24 protein-coding genes are annotated in these 18,803 nt (G+C 71.1%); 10 read left to right on the top strand and 14 right to left on the bottom strand.

The window, feature by feature from the left end; all coding sequences use genetic code 11:
* Positions 1 to 89: 89 nt before the first annotated feature.
* Both NRK68_RS09155 and NRK68_RS09150 read left to right on the top strand, forming a co-directional pair.
* Positions 90 to 929: a helix-turn-helix domain-containing protein gene (locus NRK68_RS09155; protein ID WP_257855566.1), complete on the top strand. Its 840-nt coding sequence runs from the start codon at positions 90 to 92 to the stop codon at positions 927 to 929.
* Positions 914 to 1,111, top strand: coding sequence for a DUF397 domain-containing protein (locus NRK68_RS09150; RefSeq protein ID WP_257855565.1), 198 nt, complete (start codon positions 914 to 916; stop codon positions 1,109 to 1,111). The genes NRK68_RS09155 and NRK68_RS09150 overlap by 16 nt, the downstream gene beginning before the upstream one ends.
* Positions 1,112 to 1,151: 40 nt before the next feature.
* Here NRK68_RS09150 and NRK68_RS09145 read toward each other — a convergent pair whose 3' ends face one another.
* The 5 genes from NRK68_RS09145 to NRK68_RS09125 all read right to left on the bottom strand — a co-directional run bounded on the left by NRK68_RS09145 (position 1,152) and on the right by NRK68_RS09125 (position 5,210).
* The gene (locus NRK68_RS09145) at positions 1,152 to 2,381 is read right to left on the bottom strand and encodes a hypothetical protein (protein ID WP_257855564.1); all 1,230 of its coding nucleotides are present in this window, start codon (positions 2,379 to 2,381) and stop codon (positions 1,152 to 1,154) included.
* A gap of 58 nt (positions 2,382 to 2,439) precedes the next feature.
* On the bottom strand, positions 2,440 to 2,688 hold the full coding sequence (locus NRK68_RS09140; protein ID WP_257855563.1) for a hypothetical protein: 249 nt from the start codon (positions 2,686 to 2,688) through the stop codon (positions 2,440 to 2,442).
* A 201-nt stretch (positions 2,689 to 2,889) separates the two neighbouring features.
* Positions 2,890 to 3,606: a sulfite exporter TauE/SafE family protein gene (locus NRK68_RS09135; RefSeq protein ID WP_257855562.1), complete on the bottom strand. Its 717-nt coding sequence runs from the start codon at positions 3,604 to 3,606 to the stop codon at positions 2,890 to 2,892.
* Positions 3,607 to 3,888: 282 nt separating this feature from the next.
* Positions 3,889 to 4,671, bottom strand: a complete 783-nt coding sequence (locus NRK68_RS09130; protein ID WP_257855561.1) for a GntR family transcriptional regulator — start codon at positions 4,669 to 4,671, stop codon at positions 3,889 to 3,891.
* Positions 4,668 to 5,210 carry a GntR family transcriptional regulator gene (locus NRK68_RS09125; RefSeq protein ID WP_257855560.1) on the bottom strand — a complete coding sequence of 181 codons (543 nt, stop codon included), beginning with the start codon at positions 5,208 to 5,210 and terminating at the stop codon, positions 4,668 to 4,670. The genes NRK68_RS09130 and NRK68_RS09125 overlap by 4 nt, the downstream gene beginning before the upstream one ends.
* A 150-nt stretch (positions 5,211 to 5,360) precedes the next feature.
* On the opposite strand from NRK68_RS09125, the gene NRK68_RS09120 reads away from it, so the two are divergent.
* A complete protein-coding gene (locus tag NRK68_RS09120; RefSeq protein WP_257855559.1) occupies positions 5,361 to 5,750 on the top strand; it encodes an ATP-binding protein in 390 nt (129 codons plus the stop codon).
* A gap of 66 nt (positions 5,751 to 5,816) precedes the next feature.
* Here the strand turns inward: NRK68_RS09120 and NRK68_RS09115 are convergent, their stop codons facing one another.
* From NRK68_RS09115 to NRK68_RS09095, 5 genes are all read right to left on the bottom strand, one after another.
* Complete coding sequence (locus NRK68_RS09115) at positions 5,817 to 6,233, bottom strand: hypothetical protein (RefSeq protein WP_257855558.1); 417 nt, start codon at positions 6,231 to 6,233, stop codon at positions 5,817 to 5,819.
* Between the two features lie 102 nt (positions 6,234 to 6,335).
* Positions 6,336 to 7,034 (bottom strand): DUF4232 domain-containing protein, encoded by a 699-nt coding sequence (locus NRK68_RS09110; protein ID WP_257855557.1) that lies wholly within the window; start codon positions 7,032 to 7,034, stop codon positions 6,336 to 6,338.
* A 179-nt stretch (positions 7,035 to 7,213) separates the two neighbouring features.
* Positions 7,214 to 7,732 (bottom strand): pyridoxamine 5'-phosphate oxidase family protein, encoded by a 519-nt coding sequence (locus NRK68_RS09105; protein ID WP_257855556.1) that lies wholly within the window; start codon positions 7,730 to 7,732, stop codon positions 7,214 to 7,216.
* 35 nt (positions 7,733 to 7,767) lie between these two features.
* Positions 7,768 to 8,496: a vWA domain-containing protein gene (locus NRK68_RS09100; protein WP_257855555.1), complete on the bottom strand. Its 729-nt coding sequence runs from the start codon at positions 8,494 to 8,496 to the stop codon at positions 7,768 to 7,770.
* A 34-nt stretch (positions 8,497 to 8,530) separates the two neighbouring features.
* Complete coding sequence (locus NRK68_RS09095; RefSeq protein WP_257855554.1) at positions 8,531 to 9,934, bottom strand: MFS transporter; 1,404 nt, start codon at positions 9,932 to 9,934, stop codon at positions 8,531 to 8,533.
* Between the two features lie 178 nt (positions 9,935 to 10,112).
* Here NRK68_RS09095 and NRK68_RS09090 point away from each other — a divergent pair, with 178 nt between their 5' ends.
* The 3 genes from NRK68_RS09090 (at position 10,113) to NRK68_RS09080 (ending at position 11,724) form a co-directional block, all read left to right on the top strand.
* Positions 10,113 to 10,307: a hypothetical protein gene (locus tag NRK68_RS09090; RefSeq protein WP_257855553.1), complete on the top strand. Its 195-nt coding sequence runs from the start codon at positions 10,113 to 10,115 to the stop codon at positions 10,305 to 10,307.
* A gap of 84 nt (positions 10,308 to 10,391) precedes the next feature.
* The gene (locus NRK68_RS09085) at positions 10,392 to 11,126 is read left to right on the top strand and encodes a glucose 1-dehydrogenase (protein ID WP_183064970.1); all 735 of its coding nucleotides are present in this window, start codon (positions 10,392 to 10,394) and stop codon (positions 11,124 to 11,126) included.
* Positions 11,127 to 11,172: 46 nt separating this feature from the next.
* On the top strand, positions 11,173 to 11,724 hold the full coding sequence (locus NRK68_RS09080) for a hypothetical protein (RefSeq protein ID WP_257855552.1): 552 nt from the start codon (positions 11,173 to 11,175) through the stop codon (positions 11,722 to 11,724).
* A 28-nt stretch (positions 11,725 to 11,752) separates the two neighbouring features.
* Here NRK68_RS09080 and NRK68_RS09075 read toward each other — a convergent pair whose 3' ends face one another.
* On the bottom strand, positions 11,753 to 12,229 hold the full coding sequence (locus NRK68_RS09075; protein WP_183064968.1) for a hypothetical protein: 477 nt from the start codon (positions 12,227 to 12,229) through the stop codon (positions 11,753 to 11,755).
* Between the two features lie 68 nt (positions 12,230 to 12,297).
* On the opposite strand from NRK68_RS09075, the gene NRK68_RS09070 reads away from it, so the two are divergent.
* Entirely contained in the window at positions 12,298 to 13,026 is a 729-nt protein-coding gene (locus NRK68_RS09070) for a class I SAM-dependent methyltransferase (protein WP_183064967.1), read from the top strand.
* Here the strand turns inward: NRK68_RS09070 and NRK68_RS09065 are convergent.
* Both NRK68_RS09065 and NRK68_RS09060 read right to left on the bottom strand, forming a co-directional pair.
* Positions 13,013 to 14,035, bottom strand: a complete 1,023-nt coding sequence (locus NRK68_RS09065) for an acyl-CoA dehydrogenase family protein (protein WP_257855551.1) — start codon at positions 14,033 to 14,035, stop codon at positions 13,013 to 13,015. The genes NRK68_RS09070 and NRK68_RS09065 overlap by 14 nt on opposite strands.
* Complete coding sequence (locus tag NRK68_RS09060) at positions 14,035 to 15,180, bottom strand: acyl-CoA dehydrogenase family protein (RefSeq protein WP_183064965.1); 1,146 nt, start codon at positions 15,178 to 15,180, stop codon at positions 14,035 to 14,037. The genes NRK68_RS09065 and NRK68_RS09060 overlap by 1 nt, the downstream gene beginning before the upstream one ends.
* An 88-nt stretch (positions 15,181 to 15,268) precedes the next feature.
* Here NRK68_RS09060 and NRK68_RS09055 point away from each other — a divergent pair, with 88 nt between their 5' ends.
* The 3 genes from NRK68_RS09055 to NRK68_RS09045 are packed head-to-tail and all read left to right on the top strand — an operon-like array spanning position 15,269 to position 17,915.
* The gene (locus NRK68_RS09055) at positions 15,269 to 16,051 is read left to right on the top strand and encodes an SDR family oxidoreductase (protein WP_257855550.1); all 783 of its coding nucleotides are present in this window, start codon (positions 15,269 to 15,271) and stop codon (positions 16,049 to 16,051) included.
* Between the two features lie 15 nt (positions 16,052 to 16,066).
* Positions 16,067 to 16,732 carry a TetR/AcrR family transcriptional regulator gene (locus NRK68_RS09050; RefSeq protein WP_373023497.1) on the top strand — a complete coding sequence of 222 codons (666 nt, stop codon included), beginning with the start codon at positions 16,067 to 16,069 and terminating at the stop codon, positions 16,730 to 16,732.
* A gap of 25 nt (positions 16,733 to 16,757) precedes the next feature.
* Positions 16,758 to 17,915, top strand: coding sequence for an acetyl-CoA C-acetyltransferase (locus NRK68_RS09045; RefSeq protein ID WP_183064963.1), 1,158 nt, complete (start codon positions 16,758 to 16,760; stop codon positions 17,913 to 17,915).
* A gap of 29 nt (positions 17,916 to 17,944) precedes the next feature.
* Here the strand turns inward: NRK68_RS09045 and NRK68_RS09040 are convergent, their stop codons facing one another.
* Positions 17,945 to 18,586, bottom strand: coding sequence for an SIMPL domain-containing protein (locus NRK68_RS09040; RefSeq protein WP_060178946.1), 642 nt, complete (start codon positions 18,584 to 18,586; stop codon positions 17,945 to 17,947).
* Between the last annotated feature and the right edge of the window lie 217 nt (positions 18,587 to 18,803).

The following is an 18,803-nucleotide window of genomic DNA, read 5'->3' as shown; positions in this document are numbered from 1 at the left end:
GTCGTATGAATGCGTTCCGCTGCCCCGGTGTCGTGGTGAGGGCTACGCTGCTGCCCGCCAAGGGGACCGTAGGAGCGGGGAGTTGTCGCATGGCCAAGCCGAAGGGCGAGGGTGGCGCGGCGCAGACGCCGGAGGAGTTCGCCCGCGAGGAACTCCGGCGCCACCGCGAGGCCGCCGGGCTGACCCAGGAGGGCCTGGGCGAGCGGATCTTCACGAGCGGGGCGTACGTCGGCCAGATGGAGTGCGGCACACGGAGGCTCCGGCCGGAGATCGCGGAGTTGATCGACCGGGTGTTCGGCACCGGGGACTATTTCACCCGCCTGTCCAAGGCGTTCAAGCCCAAGTACGAGGACTACTTCGCCGAAGCGGCCGAGCTGGAACGTCGGGCGACGGCCATCTACGAATACGCCTCCACTCTGGTTCCCGGGTTGTTCCAGACCGCGGACTACGCCCGGGCCGTGATGCGGGGCGGCAACCCCACCGCGCTCGCCGAGTACGTCGACGGCCTCGTCGCGTCTCGTCTGGAGCGCGCAGGCCTGCTCGACGATCCGGCGACCCCCGAGGTGTGGGTCGTTCTGCACGAAGCGGTACTGCGGACGGCGGTCGGGGGACCTGGCGTGATGGCCGCGCAGCTGCGGCATATCTCCGCCTGCGTCCGAGGCCATCGGATCACCGTACAGGTGGTGCCCTTCTCGGCCGGCGCCCAAGGGGCCCTGGGGTCTTTGGTGAGCATCATGCAGTTCGCGGATGCGCCCGACGTGGTGTACACGGAGGGGCCCCGCGTGGGGCAGTTGCTCGACTATCCGGCCCTGGTACAGCGCCATTGGAAACTCTACGATCTGGCCAGGGCCGCTGCGCTGTCGCCGGAAGTGTCCCTGACCTTTATCGAGTCGGTGGCGGAGGAATACGCGGCATGCGCGCAGACGTGAACGGCCTGTCCTGGCGAAAGTCCTCGTACAGCAACTCCGAGAGCAACAGCTGCGTCGAGGTGTCCGACGACCTCCCCGGCGCCGTCCCGGTGCGCGACAGCAAGCTCGCCGACACCGGTCCGGTCCTGGTGTTCCCGGCCGCTGCCTGGTCTTCGTTCATTGGCGCGGTCAAGAAGGGCTGACGTACAGCGATTCTTTGTACCCGTCGGGCGGGACGCGTCGTCAGCCGATGCCGAAGTGTACGTACTGCGGCTCGATGTGGCGCCGGGTGGTGCCGCCCTGGAGGGTGTAGCCCGAGGCCACCCATTCCGAGGTGTTCGGGTGGTGTCGGCGGCAGCTGAGGTAGTCGCCCCACGCTTCGTCGGGCGGTCCGTCGGTCCCGGCGCGGGCGACGGTCAGGCGCCACTCGCCGCCGTCGCGAAAGCCGACGACGTGCGAGGGGTGCCGGGGGCCGCCGCCGATCATCAGCGACACCCCGACCACCCCTGCCGCGTTCGGGCAGGCCGCGGGATAGGCGAAGGCCGACTCCGTGTTCCAGATGTCGGGCTCCTCCACCATCAGTTGGGTGGTGACGTCGACGACCGCCGCCTTGACGTACGGCACGGGCCGCTCGGGCCTTGGGCCGGCGGTCCAGAGGAAGCCCGCACGGGTCCCGGTGATCCAGCCGCCCGTGATCCGCGGGTCGACCGGGCGTCCGAGCCAGTTCGCCCCGTCCGGCCCCCGCGAGACATATGGACCCGCACTCCACGGGCCGGGCTGGACGTCGAACGAGCCCACCGTGTTGGAGGAGTCCGGCCAGCCATGGATGCGCAGCTTCGTCCCCGTTGTGTGGCCGGCGAAGAACATGCTGTCCGATGCCCCCTGGGTGAGCCGCAGGGACCCGACGCTGGTCGTCGTGAACGACTGGTGCGTCAGATCGGCGCCCGCGCGCAGCAGGTCGAGCGGCATCTTGAAGGCCACCGCGGCCCGCCACCGGTTCCTCGGCTCTGTATGGTCGAACAGGTTGAACGTGAGGTACAGGTGGTTGCTGCTGACCGCTGCGTCGGGGTAGTCGAACCACCGGTCGGTCCACGCCGGATTGACGTCACGGGGGCTGATGTCCCACCAGTGCCATGTGCTCGGGGTCGCTCCAGGCGCGACGGCGACGCGGAAGACATTGTTCCCGCCCGGGACGGCGAGGTACTGGAGGATCCAGATCCAGATGTCCCGAACGGGTTCGTAGAGGGTGACCTGGTCGCAGCAGAACCCGTCGGCGGCCGGGGGAAGCAGGGTGAAGGGGTCCACCTGTGTCCAGCTCTTGCCGTTGGTGGTGCTGCTGCTGGCAAACCAGTTGCCGGTGACGAAGATGTTGCTGTTGGCCGTCGCGACGGTCGTCTCGTTGATGGTGCTTGTCCGCTGGCCAGTGGCCTGGTCTACGAGGCCGATGTTCTGGATGAGGCTGACGTTCGCCATGGCTGGTGCGCTCCTTGGAGAGCTGCGGCGGAGAGCCCGCGTTCACGGACCTCGGTGACTACTCGTCGGGGACGGTCTCCGGCGCTTGGTCGGGTGTGGGGCCCATCGGCTTGCGTGGGCGCTGGGTGAACTTCTTCTCTCGCGCGTCGAGCTGCTTGGCCGTCGGCGGCTTCGGCTTCTTCGCGCCCGTTTCGCCCTGTGGCGCCGGCTCATCCGGGCCTGGGAGGGACTGGGCTGCTCCGGCATGGGAGAGCTTGGCATCCTGCGCCCTGTACTCGGGGCCGGTGCCGCGGTTCGCATTCGACATGTTTCATCCCCTCAATCGCGCTGTTCTCCAATGGATTTCTCGGCAGGTCGATTTCCCCCGACCGCTGTCATATCCATTGGGTGTCTCGTGTGGAGAGATGTCAAGTGCATGCAGTATTGGTGAAAGTCGATCCGTTTTCCGCTTCATATGTCGTTCGTTCAATTTCCCGGGTAAGTGATTGAAGGGTGGAGAGGTTCGATCTCACAGACCGGCCAGAAGCCGTCCGGCGTAGCCGGCCATCACGGTCCAGAACAGTCCCGTGTATCCGCGTTCGCCGATCCTTGCGTTGAAGCGCCGCCCGAGGAACGTTGCGGCGAACATCAGGGGCACGCACACCAGGGCCACGAGGTAGTCACTGCCTGTCAGTAGCGATGCCTCCGTCCAGACGGCCGTCTTGGTGGCGTCGCCGGCGAGCGAGGCCAGGGACAGCGCACCGACCAGATGGAAGCGGTCGAGGTCGAGCCCGCGGACGGCAAGCCCCTTCAAGGGGCCCGAGGTGCCGCTGAATCCTGACGTCGCGCCCGCGGCGAAGGCCATGACGGGTGCGCTCAGCCGCCGGGAGCGCTTGAAGCCGAGTGACTCGATCAGGAATGCTGCGACGAAGCTGACGATGACCGCCAGCGTCACCGCGCGCTCGGGTGCGAGAATCAGGAGCTTCGCACCCAGGAATGTGCCGGCTGCCACCAGCAATACGATTACGGTTGCCTTCCGGTACGGAAGTGTTTTCCGGTAGGCGAAAACCTTGACCAGATTGTTCGCGGCAAGGAGGAGGGCCGCCAGCGCCACTCCGGACTTGGTACCGAGGAGCAGGGCCAGAGTGGGAACGAGGATCAGGCTTCCCCCGAACCCTGCCGACGCGGAAAGAGTGAACGCGGCCACCACCGCCAGAAGGACAACCGGAAGCAGATGTGGCTCCATCGGTGCTCCTCAGTTGCTCATACCCTTCCACGATCCTGCGCCCGACCCGGATCTGCCACCGGGCGTGTGGCGGGTCGGCGGCACCGGGACCGGCCACATGACGGTGGGCGACGTGTGCGGGTGGGGGCGCCTCACGGGCCCGGCCCTCGTCGGCTCGGCCGACGGTCCGCTCGCTGACGGTGTAGCCCCCTCCGGCCGTCGGGTGCGGGGCTCGGGCCGTCCCCGATGGCACGCACGCCACGTCCCCCACCAGGGGTGGCGGGCGCTGTGGCGTGTTCGGGGTCAGGCATCGGGCGTGAACTCGTAGGACAGCTCGTAGAGGTGGCCCGCCTTCACCATGACGGTGACTTCGATGGGCCGGTCGCCGTCGCCGTACACCGTGCGGAGCGTGCGCAGGACGGGCAGGTCACCGGGCAGGCGCAGTGCCGCGTACTGCTCCTGTGTGGCGATGCGGGCCGAGACCCGGTCCACGCTACGGCGGGGCGGGTGGCCGAGCTCCGGCAGCAGGGTGGGTGTGCCGCCCCTGATCCTGCGGGGTTCGGCGAGTGCGGTGCCGCGGGCGATGTCCACGGGATAGTACGAGCTCACCAACTCCGCCGGCTCCCCGTCGATGCTGATCAACTGGCGGCGGCAGACGGCCGGACCGCCCTCCGGAAGACGGAGCGCCGCTCTCACGTCACCGGTCACCCGGACCTCCGCGACGGACAGCAGCGTGCTGCGCGCGGCAGGGTGCCCCTCCGCCCTCTCCGCCAGCCACGGGTGGGCGGCCCCAGCCGGGGCCGGGGCGAGCGAGCGCGCCGGGTACACGGTCCGCTGCCGGTTCTCGCGTACGGTCACGGCAGCGCCGGCTCGCCCCAGGGCCAGCCCCTCGGCCTTGAGCAGGTGAACTGCCTTCTGAATGGTGGCGTTGGACGCGTCGAAGCGCGTCTTCAACTGCGCCGTCGACGGCAGATTGCCCCCTGCGGCGAGATCGCCGTTCATGATCTCCTCGCGGAGATCGGCCGCGATGCGGGCGTGGAGCGGCCGCGGGTCGCCGCCGTCTGCTTCATGGCTGGGCACGGTCATCCGATCCTGATCTCGTACTGCAACTGCTGGCGTCCGGATGGCATGAGCATCACGTCGGCCTGGATCGCCCGACCCGTAGCGTCGTACGTGGTGCGGGCCAGCTGGAGGACCGGTTCGCCCGCGTCGAGGCGGAGTTGCGTGCGCTCCTCGGTGTTCGGCGTACGGGCCGTGACGTTCTCGACGACCCGTACCCCGGTGTGTCCGAGAGCCGCCAGCAGGGTCACAGCGCCGCCGGGGATCTTCGCCGTTGCCGCCAGCGCGGTACCAGCGGCGATCTCCACGGGGTAGTAGGTGTCGGTCAGTTCGGTCGGCTCGCCGTCGAGTTCGATGAGCCTGCGGCGCACCACCACGGGGCTGCCCTCCGGCAGGCCGAGCAGCGAGGCGACGCCGGCCGTGGCCGCCGCCTCGCCCGCGTGCACGATGCGCTGGGTGCCGCGGCGCCCCGCCCCGGCGGCCTCCTCGGCCCACGCGTCCCCCGTCCCTGCCGCGCGAGGAGCCAGGTACGGCATCGACGTGCTGGTCCACCCGCTGCCACTCACGATGACTCCCACCCGTCCCGATTCCCGCTGTCCGTGACCACGTTAGGTGAATCCGGCAAGGGAACCCACTCCTGGAACCTTGCTGCTTTTCGCGAATAGCGATACGTTCTGTGTGTCCTCGGAAGCTCAGGGTGAAGGGGGTTGGGGGCTGTGCCCGTCAGCCGTCAGCAGCGGTTTCCCCAGGCGCGCGCCTCGGTTCGCGCTGCTCGGCAGTTCGCAGGTGACGCACTCGCGGAGTGGGGGGTTTCCGAGCGTCGGGACGACATACGCCTCTGTGTCTCCGAACTGGCGGCGAACGCCGTGCTGCACGGGGTGCCGGAAGGACGTGAATTCTGCGTGCGGCTGTCGCTGGACGAGGGGGTGCTGTGGATCGAGGTGCGCGACAGCGGCCCCGGCCGTCCGGTCGCGGAGCGAGTCGGCCCCGAGGCCCAGCGAGGCCGGGGGCTGTGGCTGGTCACGACGCTGGCCGACGAGTTCCACATCCGCGGCGAAGGGGTCGGGAAGTCGGCCCGTGCGGGGTTCAAGACCCTCAGCGGCTGAGCCGGGGCATGGACGCGGCGCCCGCCACGTCCTGACCAGGAGTGGCGGGCGGCGGGCTGGTTCGGGTTACTCGGGCTGGGTGACCGTGGCGCCCCAGTGGGTGGTCGGGGTCGAGGCGGTCACCCAGGCGGTGAAGCCGCCGTGCAGGCCGGTGCCGAGGGGGAGTGTCACGACCGTCGGGTCCGTGCCGGGGCAGTCGACGGTGAAGGGGGCCGGGTCGCGGTCGGGGTGCTCCTGGAGCTTGAACGACACCTCGATGCTGCCGCCTCCGGCGCATCCGAACGTGATGAACGTGTCCAGGCTGGAGGAGAGGCCGCCCGAGACGAAGCCGCTGGAACCGGCCTGGTCGGCGATCCAGATCAGGCCGTCGGGGCCCGGGTAGCCGATGATCTCGCCCGCCGGGGCGGCTTGCGCCGGGGCGGCCGTCAGGGCCAGGGCGAAGGCCGGGGCCAGGGCTGCCAGGGCTGCGGTGCGTTTCTTCATGTCGTCCCCCAGGATGTCGTTCCCGTCCGTCCGTCGGACAGGCGCGACGCTACCCGGCGGTACTGACACCCGCCTGAGTACGCGTACTCAGGCGGGCACGGATCAGCGGTTGAACAGCGGTGACGCCGCGTTCTCCGAGGTGCTCTGCCAGTACGTCACGCGCGCCTTGTCGTCCATGTACACCCCGCCGGACGGCAGTTGGAGGAGCATTCCCTCACCCGTGTCCTCCTCGGGGCTCTGGCCGTGCGGGGCGAGCGCGAGGTCGGTCGTGCGCGTGCCGGCTCCCTTGCCGCCCTGCCGGGCGAGCAGGCCCGCGTAGGCCTCTTTGCCGGGGCCGAGGACCACCGGGGTCTCGGGCTTGCTGTTCTCGAAGACGGCCACCAGCCGGCCGTGCCCGTCCTTGACCCGGAGCACCGGGTAGGTGGTCAGCAGACAGGCCTTGGGGCCCGTGTTGACCACCGTGAGCAGGAGCTTCGAGTCGTCCTTCGTCGGCGGGACGGCCCACTCGACGGACACGTGGGCGTACTCGTCGGAGCAGTTGTTGTTCTTGCCCACCGGTTCGCCCTCCGCCTCGCCCGGCCGGGGCACGGGGGAGGCGGTGGCCGAAGGGGAGGGGGAGGGGGCCCCGGAGGCGGCTCCCGGCGTGGACCCGGAGGGCTTCGGAGCCGCCGTGGCGCCCGCCTTGTCATCGGATCCGGGCCCGCAGGCCGTGGTCGTCGCGAGGAGCGCTGCGGCCGTCAGGCTCAGGAACGCGAGCGTCCGGGTACGTCCGGCTGTCGTGCGGTGGCGGTAGGTGTGCATCACGATCCCCCGTGGCGGCTCTGCTGGGTGTCCGGCCGAGCGACCGGCCGGCCGGCTGACAAGGGTTCAGCCCGGTGCGGTCAGAATGCCCGGCGTGGCATCGGATTCACGCCACCCGGGGGATCGTTACAGGTCGCGCATATGAATGCCACGCTCCCGTCATAGGGGGTCGTGGAGGGTCATCCGGCCGTCGGCGCCGGGTCCTCGCGCGGCGGTTCGTCGTCGTTGCCGCGGCGCTGGGTGCGCAGCCCGTGCTCCGGGAGCCACGTCCGTACCACCAGGTCGTCGCCCTCGACGCCGATGTGGACGACCTCCGTCAGGTCCGCGTAGAAGAGGTGGAAGGGGTGCGGGGTCTCCGTCTCCTCCGCGTACCGGTGCAGTTCCGGCGGGTCGACGAGCTCCACCGCGCGCCCGGAGATCCGTACGTCCCCGTCCGGCATGGACTCGCCCTCGCCCGGATTGGTGTGCAGGGCGAAACGCGGGTCGCGCTGGAGATCCCTGGCCTTCATCGAGCCGGCCATCATCCCGAGCCACAGCTCCCCGCCCCGGATGTCGACATTCAGCCCCGCCACCCGGGGAGAGCCGTCCTTGCGCAGAGTGGCCAGGACGTGGTGCGGGTACTGCGCGAAACGGGCCCGGACGGCCGCCGCGAAATCCGGTTCCGCCTGCTCGAAGACTGCCCAGCTGGTGTGCGTCATACGTCCATCAAAGCGCGGGCACCGGCGGGCCGGGGTCAGGCGCGCACGATGCCCGCACCGCGGGCCGCCGCCAGCCAGGCCGGGAACTCGCCGACGAGACGGTCGTACAGTTCGCCGTCCGGCACCGCGCGGGGGTCCTCACCGGCGTGGAAGTAGCCCGCGTTGTCCACGGCCCGCTTCGCGGGCACGGGCAGCTCGTCCAGCCGGCGCAGGAAGTCGAACTGCGTGCTGCGGGTGTTGCCGAAGCCGACGAACTGCCAGAAGAGTGGCAGCCGGGCCGCCTTGCACAGGTACTTCTCGGCCAACGGTTTGCTGATCGGCCCGCCGTCGGTCTGGAAGACGACGAGGGCGGGTGCCGTGGAGTCCGAGTCGAGGTAGTGGTCGATCACCGCGTCCATCGCCGCGTGGTAGGCGGTCTTGCCCATGTGGCCGAGGCGGGACGCGATCTCGGTGACCCGGCCCTCGTGCCCGGCCAGGGAGATCTCCTCCACCGCGTCGACCTCGGTGGAGAAGAAGATCACCGGCACGCTGCCGTCGTCGTCCAGGTGCGCGGACAGTCCCAGCACCCGGTCCGCGAGGGCCTGCACGCTGCCGTCCTGGTAGTACGGGCGCATCGACCCGGAGTAGTCCAGAACCAGGTAGACGGCGGCACGTCCGCCCTCCATGCCGTGCTTGCGCAGGGATATCCCGGCGCTCTTGTAGAGGCTCACGAGGGCCGGAGCCGACTCCTCGACCTTGCGGAGGCTGATGGCGCTGCTCGTCATGGGGCGAGGGTACGGGGACGGCCGCGGGCCCCGGTCACTTCGGGCGGCGCACCTGGGCCTCTCTGAGGAGCTGCGGGTACGGCGTCTGGGCCAGAGAGCCGCGCACGAAGGCCAGGCCGTACCGGTCGATGGCCTGCCTCTGCTGCGTCGGGTCCTTGAGGTCGAGGACCTTCTTGTCATCGGGACTCGCGACATGGACGTAGACGGCCGGAAGGGGGCGGTACAGCCACCAAACCGTCACGCGCTCCCGGCCACGCGTCAGATTCAGGAGCTCACTGCTCTGGGATATAGGGGCCTGGTATCGGAAATACTCCTTGCGGTCCTTGATGGGGCTCGGGGGGTCATCGCCCTTCCCCTCCTTTTCCAGCTTTCCCCGCCATCTGCCCGACCTCTCGTATTTGACATCCAATTTCATCCTGTCCTGCCTGAACGCGTATGCCTCCACCTGAGCCGTGACCGCTTCGTAATTGGCGTCCGCAGGTTTCGCGATCTCGGCGACCACGTCCGCCGCGATCTCCTCGCCGGGGCTCAGTTCCTCCCCCGGCGGCTTGACCAGTTCACCGGGTTTGAGCAATTTGACCCTGTCCTTCGGATCGCTCGCGAGCTTGAGGTGGATCCAGTAGATGCTGCCGAGGATGTGGACGGGGACCTCGCCGGAGTTCTTGAGGTGCAGACGCACTGGCAGGAACATCTTCGTCCCGTCCTTGTTCAGGCTCGGCCTTCCGATGTCCGCCGTGCCCTGCACCAGCGTGCGGGAGATGGAAGGGAGGTAGATCTGCGTGTACGCCAGGTTGGTGACGACGAGGACGGTGGAGACGATCGCCCCGATCGCGATGCGGCCGGGATAGCGGAGTGCCTTCCACACGCGGCGTCGGTAGAGCATCCACAAGGACCACGAGGCGCAGACCATCAGGCCTGCCCAGAGGACCAGGCACAGCGCGTACGCAGGCCTTCCCCTGTTGGCGAAGTACATGAGGATCAGCACCAGGGCGACGAAGAGTTCGATCAGTGCCCCGAAAAGAAGGGCCGGACCCGAGTACCGCATCTTGCGCTTTCGCCAGTAGTCGAATCCTGCCGCGAAGGCGACCAATTCCACGGCGGCCATGAAGAGGAAGACGAATCCTGTCACCCGGCCGGCAAAGGTAAGGGCGTCGAGGGAGTCCTTCACCCCTATCCAGGCGCACATGGCCGCCGTTGCCAGGAAACCGGCTGCCATGACGGCACCGGTCATGCGGCGTCCCCAGGAATGGGCCGGCCACACGGTACAGTTTCCGCCGCGCCATTCGATGTCGGTCTTGGGATCCACGCCGGCGCGGCGCAGGACCTTCTGCAGTTCGTGGTGGCTCCACACCTTGCCCTTGCTCTTGCCGTCGATCACGACTTTCCGCAAGCCGTCGTCATCCGGTGGTCCTACGACCACGTTGGGTTTGGTATCCATGCCGTCAGCCTGCGCCCGCGCCCAGGCGACCGCCGCTGGGGCAGCCGCCGGGGGAGCCTCGCCCCCGGAATCACCGGGGCACGGCCATCACCCGAATGGAGCAACAGTGCGGGGGTCCGGACGCGGGGCCGGGTGACGATGGTGATGACCGTGTCGCTCGTCCCTACTGGAGGTTCGGATGCGTACACGACTGCTCGCGCTGATCGCCGCCGCCATACTGGCCGCCCTCGGCGTCACGACCCCCGCCGCACAGGCTGCCGTCGCGATCGACGGTCAGATGTGCACGGACGGCGGCGGAACCGTGGAGTACGAGTCCACCAAGAACTCGTGGATCTGCGTCGACGGCACGCACAACGGCAAGTCGATCGACTGACCCCACTCCCGCCCATGGCGCCCTTCCCCCCGAGGTATACGACTGCTAGAGATATGACTGGTAGTCATATAGGGGAGGGGCTCCATGGGGCGTGCCGGGCTCGACGGGAAGGTTGTCGTCATCACCGGCGCCGGGCGTGGCCAGGGGGCCGCCGGGGCCCGGCTCTTCGTGGAAGCCGGGGCGCGGGTCGTGGTCACCGACGTACGGGAGGACGAGGGCCGGGCCGTCGCCGCCGAGCTGGGCGGCGACGGGCTCTACGTACGCCACGACGTCGCCGACCCGGCGAGCTGGGCGGCGGTGGTCACCGAGGCGGTCCGCGCCTTCGGCACGGTATCGGCGCTGGTCAACAATGCCGCCCTGTGGCGCACCGCGCACGTGGAGGAGCAGCGGCTCGACGACTTCGAGACCCTGCTGCGCGTCAACCTGCTGGGGCCCTTCCTCGGCATCCAGGCGGTCGCCCCCGTCCTGCGGGCGGCCGGCGGCGGCTCGATCGTCAACGTCTCCTCCACCGCCGGACTGGTCGGGATACCCGGCCACGCCGCCTACGGCTCCACCAAGTTCGGGCTGCGCGGACTGACCCGGTCGGCGGCGCTCGATCTCGCCGGGGACCGGATCCGGGTGAACTCGGTGCACCCCGGGGCCATCGACACCCCGATGGTCGCCGGAGCGGTCGAGAGCCGGGACTTCTCGCACCTGCCCCTGGGGCGGATCGGGCGGCCGGAGGAGGTCGCCGAGCTCGTCCTCTTCCTCTGCTCGGACGCCTCCTCGTACGTGACGGGCGCCGAGTTCACCGTCGACGGCGGGATGACGACCGCCTGACGGACAGGGCACCCCCAGGCCCTCCGGGCCCGGGCATGATGTGTCCATGGCTGATCGAATACGGCGACTGCCCGGCGCGGTCCTGCGCAACTGCCTGCTTCTGGCGGTGGAGTTGGGTGCGATCTGGCTGCTGCGTGGCCCGGAGGGGCTCTGGGTCCCGGTCCTGCTGGCCGTCTTCGTCGCCGGTGCGGCCGTACCGCACGGCACCGACGCCGAGTTCGTCGCCCGCACCGCCGTGGCGCTCACCGCCGTCGGGATCGCGGTGCTCGGCGGCATCAGCTGGGACCGGCACGTCCTGCACGACCGGGGCCGGGAGGAGACCGCGGTGGTCGCGCAGCGGACGATGGTGCAGGACGGCGCGGGCCTGTCGCCGTCGCTGCGCCTGCGCACCGAGGCGGGCCGCGACCTGCCCGGCCCGGTCACCCTCGACCTCGCGGTCGGCGCACGGCTGACGGTGACGGTGGACCCCGACGGGTCGGCCTGGGCCCCGGGCGGCCGCCCGGACCGGCCGCTGTGGCAGGCGGCCGGCACCGGCACCCTCCTCCTGCTCCAGACCGCGCTCCTGGTCCGGTTCTCCCTGCGCCGCTCCCGGACCTGACGACGCGACGACCCGAGAGGCCGGCCGGCTAGTGCTTGATCTTGTAGGAGCAGCCCTTGGCGTTCGTGACGCCGTCGCTCTCCGCGACCACCTTGCCGTCGACCTTGATGGTGCAGGGGGCCTGCTGGAGCTTGCCGTCGGCACCCGTGATCGTGCCCGGGACCACGCTCACCAGGTAGCCCACCTTCTGCTCCGCGGCGGTCAGTTCGGCGGTACCCGACTTCGTCCACGGCAGGGTCTGCGGCTCGAAGCCGCTGCCGATGCCGCTGTACATGACAGCCGTTTTGCCCGTGCCGCCGACCTCCAGGGTCACCTCGTGCTTGGCGCCCCCGCCCGAGCCGGCCGGGGCCGACGAGGGGCCGCCCTGGTTCTGCTGCTGGGAGGCCGCGGGCTGCGGCTGCTGCTTCCCGCCCTCCGGAGCGGGCTTCGGGTCCGCGCTTCCGCAGCCGGTGAGCAGCAGCGTCGCCGCGGCGCACAGCGTCATGGCGGTGATGGTCCTGCGCATGTCCTGATACCTCGATCTTGTTGCCTGGTACGTGTGAGCGAACACGTGTGATCGAAAACAATGGACGCATGACGACACGCGCCCGTTCCTTCGACGCCGCAGCCGCTTCCTACGCCGCCCACCGGCCCGGCTACCCGCCGGCCCTCCTCGACGCCGTCGAGGAGCTGGCCGGGCGCCCGCTCGCCGGGGCGCGCGTGGCGGACGTGGGCGCGGGCACGGGGATCGCCACCGCCCTGCTGCACGAGCGCGGCGCCGAGGTCCTGGCCGTGGAGCCCGGGGACGGGATGGCCGCACAGCTTCGCCGGGCGCACCCGGGGATCCCGGTCGTGCGCGGGGACGGGGACCGACTGCCCCTGGCCACCGGGGCGTTCGACCTCCTCACCTACGCCCAGGCCTGGCACTGGACCGACCCGGCCCGCTCGGTCCCCGAGGTCCGCCGTGTGCTGCGCCCCGGCGGTGCGCTCTGCATCTGGTGGAACGACGCGGACCTCACCGTGCCCTGGATCGCCGGGCAGGAGGCGCGCCTGGCGGAGTTCTTCGGGGCGGCCGAGGGCAGCGGCTTCCGTACGCTGCCCCGCGGGCTCGGCGGGTTCACCACCCGCTCCGTGAGCTGGTCCCGGCGCATCCCGCTGGACGCGCACCTGGCCAATCTCGCCAGCCACTCCGCCTTCCTGATGCTGGGCGAGGCCGGCACGCGCGAGTACGTCGCCGCGGAACGGGAGCGGCTGGCCCCGCTCTTCCCCGACGGCACGGTCGAGGAGAGGTACGTGGCCGGCCTCCACGTCACCCGGGTGTGACCGACCGCATGACCTCCGCCCGGCAGGCCGACGGTGTGCCCCAGGCGTCCCGCAGCGGGCGTGCCTTGCGCAGCCACAGCGACAGGTCCAGCTCCTCGGTGTAGCCGACCGCGCCGTGCAGCCTGAGCGCCGTCATGGCCGCGTGGTACGCCGCCTCGCCGCAGCGCAGCTTCGCCGCGGCCACGTCGCCGGGGGCCGTCGACAGCGCCGCCGCCCACAGCAGCGGGCGGGCGAACTCCAGGGCCAGGAGGGTGTCCGCCAGCCGGTGCTTGACCGCCTGGAAGGAGCCGATCGGCGCCCCGAACTGGGTGCGCTGCTTCACGTACCCGACCGTCCGTGCCAGCAGGGCCTCGCCGACGCCCAGGCACTGGGCCGCCGTCAGCAGCCGGGCCCACCGCCCGGCCACGACGGCCGCGCGCGCCACCGCGGGTCCCGCCGCGAGGAGTTCACCCCCGTCACCCCCGGAACCCCCGTCACCCCCGGCCGCCGCGGGCCGCGACAGCCGCCGGGCGGGGTCCGTCGACCGCAGCACCTCGCCGGGGGCGGCCAGCCGCAGCTCGCCCGCCGCCGACACGGCGAAGCAGTGCGCCGCCGCGTCCGCGTCCAGGGCGTACGGGCTCCCGCCGCCGGCGCCCGGCAGCGTCAGTGTGGCCCAGGCCTCGCCCGCGACCAGGCCCGGCAGGAACCGCTTGGCGAGGGCCTCGTCCCCCAGCTCCGACAGCAGCACCGACACGGCGGCGCTCTCCACCACCGGCCCCGGCATCCCCGCCCGGCCCAGCTCCACGAAGCCGAGCGACAGCTCCGGCGGGAGCAGGCCGGCCCCCTCGTACGCCTCGGGTGCGGCCAGCGCGAACAGGCCCGTCGCCGCCAGCCGCGACCGCAGCTCGTGGCCGGGCCCGTGCTCGCCGTCCGCCCAGGCCCGTACCACCGCCGGGACCTGCGCCGAGCCCAGCAGGGAGCGCAGCGTACGGGCGAAGTCCGACTGCTCGTCGGTCGGCAGGAAACGCATCAGCGGCGGCCCTTCGGCAGGCCGAGCAGCCGCTCGGCGATGATGTCGCGCTGGATCTCGTTCGTCCCCGCGTAGATCGGCCCGGCCAGCGAGAAGACCCACGGCTCGGCCCACTCCCCGTCCGCGCGTTCCGCGTCCGCGCCCAGCAGGTCCAGCGCCGTTTCGTGCAGGGCGATGTCGTACTCCGACCAGAACACCTTGTTCAGGCTGGACTCGGCGCCGGCCGCCCCGCCAGCGGCGAACCGGGCGGCGGCGGCCCAGGTGAACAGCTCGTAGGCGCGCGCCCCGACCACCGCGTCGGCCACCCGGTCGCGCAGTGCCGTGTCGGCCGGGTCCCCCTGCGCCTGCCACAGTGTGGTCAGCCGGCCGGCCGCCGCCAGGAACCGGCCGGGGGAGCGCAGGGTCAGCCCGCGTTCGTTGCCGGTGGTCGACATCGCGATCCGCCAGCCCTGCCCGGGCTCCCCGATCACGTCCTCGTCCGGTACGAAGACCTCGTCGAGGAAGAGTTCCGCGAAGGCGGGCTTGCCGTCGAGGCGGCCGATGGGCCGCACCGTGACCCCGGGTGCCCGCAGGTCGAACATCAGGTACGTCAGCCCCTGGTGCGGTTTCGGGGTGTCCGGGTCGGTGCGGAAGATGCCGAAGGCCCGGTCGGCGAACGCCGCGCGCGAGGACCAGGTCTTCTGCCCGGACAGCAGCCAGCCGCCCTCCGTCCGGACCGCCCGCGAGGTCAGCGAGGCCAGGTCGGAGCCCGCCTCCGGCTCGGACCAGGCCTGCGCCCAGATCACCTCGCCGCTCGCCATCGGCGGCAGCACGCGCGCCCGCTGCCCGGCCGTGGCATGGTCGAGGAGGGTCGGTGCGAGGAGGCTGATGCCGTTCTGCGAGACCCGGCCGGGTGCGCCGGCCGCCCAGTACTCCTCCTCGAAGACCAGCCAGTGCGCGAGGTCGACGCCCCGGCCGCCGTACTCCTCCGGCCAGGACACCACCGACCAGCGGTCCGCGTGCAGCCGGGCCTCCCACGCGCGGTGCGCGGCGAAGCCCTCCCGCGTCTCCAGCGAGGGCAGCGGGGCGGCGGGGACGTGGTCGGCCAGCCAGGCGCGCGCCTCGGCCCGGAAGGCCGCCGTCTCCGCCGTCTCGGTCAGGTCCATCGGGTGGCCGCCTCCTCGAACGCCGTCACTTCCCTAACAAGTGTTTGGTAGGTTAACGTACGGTCATGAGCAGCGTCGAGGAGTTCGCATGAACGAGCCCCGGTACACCCCCGGCCACCACCTGCTGCAGGACCGCACCGCCGTCATCACCGCCGCCGCCGGGGCCGGCATCGGCGGGGCCACCGCCCGCCGCTTCCTGGAGGAGGGCGCCCGCGTCGTCATCGGCGACGCCCACGCCCGCCGGCTGAAGGAGACCGAGGACGCGCTCACCGCCGAGTTCGGAGCCGGCCGCGTCACCTCGCTGCCCTGCGACGTCACCGACGAGGACCAGGTCCGGGCCCTGTTCACGCTCGCCGAACAGACCCACGGCCGGCTCGACGTCGTCGTCAACAACGCCGGACTCGGCGGCACCGCGGCCCTCGTCGACATGACCGACGACCAGTGGACCCGCGTCCTCGACGTCACCCTGAACGGCACCTTCCGCTGCACCCGCGCGGCCCTGCGCTCCTTCAGGGCCTCCCGCACGGGCGGAGTCGTCGTCAACAACGCCTCCGTCGTCGGCTGGCGCGCCCAGACCGGCCAGGCCCACTACGCCGCCGCCAAGGCCGGGGTCATGGCACTGACCCGCTGTGCGGCCCTGGAAGCCGCGGAGTTCGGCGTACGCGTCAACGCGGTCGCCCCCAGCCTGGCCATGCACCCGCACCTGGTGAAGGTCACCAGCGAGGAACTCCTCGCCGAACTCACCGCCCGCGAGGCCTTCGGCCGGTACGCCGAACCCTGGGAGATCGCCAACGTCATCGTCTTCCTGGCCAGCGGCTATTCGTCGTACATGACGGGCGAGACGGTGTCCGTCAGCAGCCAGCACCCCTAGCCCGACAATGGACGCGTGCCCACGAACAAGCCCGCAGCCCAGCCCCCGGCCCCCTCGGCAGCCCGCTCGGCAGCCAAGAAGAAGCCGCAGGTGACCCCTTCGCCCGAGCGGCGCCGTGAACTCCTCGACACCGCCGCCGAGGTCTTCGCCGCCCAGGGCTACAACGCCACCACCGTCCGCAAGATCGCCGACGCCGCCGGGATGCTCGCCGGCAGCCTCTACTACCACTTCGATTCCAAGGAATCGATGCTCGACGAGATCCTCTCCGCCTTCCTGACCGAGCTGTGGGACGGCTACGACGCCGTGCTCGCCGCCGGACTCGGCCCCCGGGAGACCATCGAGGCCCTCGTCACCGAGTCCTTCCGCGAGATCGACCGGCACCGGGCCGCCGTCGCGATCTACCAGAAGGAAGCCCGCACCCTCTCCGCACAGCCCCGCTTCCACTACCTGTCCGACTCGCAAGTGAAATTCGAGAAGGCCTGGCTGGGGACCCTGGAACGCGGCGTCGCCGCCGAGGTCTTCCGCGCCGACCTCGACATCCGCCTCACCTACCGCTTCGTGCGCGACACGGTCTGGGTGGCCGCCTCCTGGTACCGGCCGGGCGGACAGCACAGCCCCGACGAGATCGCCCGCCAGTACCTGTCGATGGTCCTGGACGGGATCGCCCTGCGCCCCACCTGACCGACCCGACGTCCGAGGAGTCCCGATGCCCGAGGCCTACATAGTCGACGCCGTACGCACCCCCGTGGGACGGCGCGGAGGCGGCCTGTCCGCCGTCCACCCGGCCGACCTCGGCGCCCACGTCCTGAAGGAACTGGTCGCACGGTCCGGGGTGGACCCGGCCGCCGTGGAGGACGTGGTCCTCGGCTGCCTCGACACCGTCGGCCCGCAGGCCGGGGACATCGCCCGCACCGCATGGCTCGCCGCCGGCCTGCCCGAGGAGGTCCCCGGCGTCACCGTCGACCGCCAGTGCGGCTCCTCCCAGCAGGCCGTGCACTTCGCCGCGCAGGGCGTGCTCTCCGGCACCCAGGACCTCGTCGTCGCCGGCGGCACCCAGAACATGTCGATGATCCCGATCGCCTTCGCCTCACGGCAGGCGGCCGAACCCCTCGGCCTCACCGAGGGCCCCTACGCGGGCTCCGCCGGCTGGCGCGCCCGGTACGGCGACGCCCCCGTCAACCAGTTCCACGGCGCCCAGCTCATCGCGCGGAAGTGGGGGATCTCGCGCCGCGACATGGAGGAGTACGCGCTGCGCTCCCACCGGCGGGCCGTGCGCGCCGCCGACGAGGGCCGCTTCGACCGCGAGATCGTGCCCCACGGCGACGTCACCGCGGACGAGGGCCCGCGCCGGGACACCACCCTGGAGAAGATGGCGGGCCTGAAACCGGTCGTCGAGGGCGGCACCATCACCGCCGCGGTCTCCTCCCAGGTCTCCGACGGCGCGGCGGCCATGCTGATCGCCTCCGAGCGGGCGGTGCGCGAACACGGCCTGCGGCCCCGGGCCCGCATCCACCACCTGTCGGTCCGCGGCGAGGACCCCATCCGCATGCTGTCCGCGCCCATCCCGGCGACGGCGTACGCGCTGAAGAAGACCGGCATGACCCTCGCCGACATCGACCTGGTGGAGATCAACGAGGCCTTCGCGCCGGTCGTGCTGGCCTGGCTGAAGGAGACCGGGGCCGACCCGGAACGCGTCAACGTCAACGGCGGCGCCATCGCGCTCGGCCACCCGCTGGGCGCCACCGGGGTCCGGCTGATGACCACCCTCCTGCACGAACTGGAGCGCACCGGAGGCCGGTTCGGCCTCCAGACGATGTGCGAGGGCGGCGGCCAGGCCAACGTGACGATCATCGAACGCCTGTAGCCGCCGGCCGGCCGCCCCCGCGGCGGAAGTCAGGAGGCGGGCAGCAGGGCGAAGCCGAGGAGGACCGCGGCGTCGACGCGCACCGAGCCAGGCGACAGCGTGCCGTCGTGCTCGTGGTCCGCGCGCCCGGCGCTGCGGCCGTGGCCGCCGACCGACTCCGGGTTCACGTCCTCGATGTGGATCACTGTCCCCAGATCGATCCCGCAGGCCTCCGCGTACACCTCGGCCTTGCGGCGGGCGGCCTCGACCGCACGGGCCCGCGCCTCGTCGCGCATCGCGGGCTTGTCGCGGACCTCGAAGCGGACGTCGTCGACACGGTTCGCACCGGCCGTGACGGCGTCCTCGATCAGCAGCTCGAGCCGGTCCAGCGCCTCCGTCCGCACCGTGTACTTCGCCTCGCAGGTGTAGCCGAGGAAGGTCCGCTCCGCGCCGTACCCGCTGTACTGCGAGGTCAGCCGGAGCCGGGAGCCGGATACGTCCGCGTCCGGTATCCCGTGCTCCCGCAGGGTCTCCCGCAGCCGCGCCACCGCCGCCCCCGCCTCGGCGAAGGCCACCTTCGGCGTCGGGGCGAGGAGGTCGACCGCGAGGTCCACGAAGGCGAGACTGGGTTCGGCGGACACGCTGCCCGCGCCGAGCACACTGAGCCCCCAGGGCTCTCTGATCGCTGCCATCCCATGATCAAACCAGGCGGCGGAGCCCGCCACCAGGGGCTTTCGGTACCACCGGGGGCGGAGGTCACACCCACCCGTCCGCACCTCGGGACCGAGGTGTGCTAGCTTAGGGAGCGTTGCAGTTGTGGTACCCATGAACTTTATGTGCGCCTGACGGGAATGTTCCTCAGGCGCTTTTATTGTTTTTTTGCCGGAATCTCCGGATGGGGCCCTTTGC

Origin of the sequence: Streptomyces yangpuensis, from assembly GCF_024666385.1 — a bacterium.
GTDB classification, from domain to species: Bacteria; Actinomycetota; Actinomycetes; order Streptomycetales; family Streptomycetaceae; genus Streptomyces; species Streptomyces yangpuensis.
The sequence above is the reverse complement of the archived record's forward strand: the minus strand, read 5'-3'. Positions and strand labels throughout refer to the sequence as shown.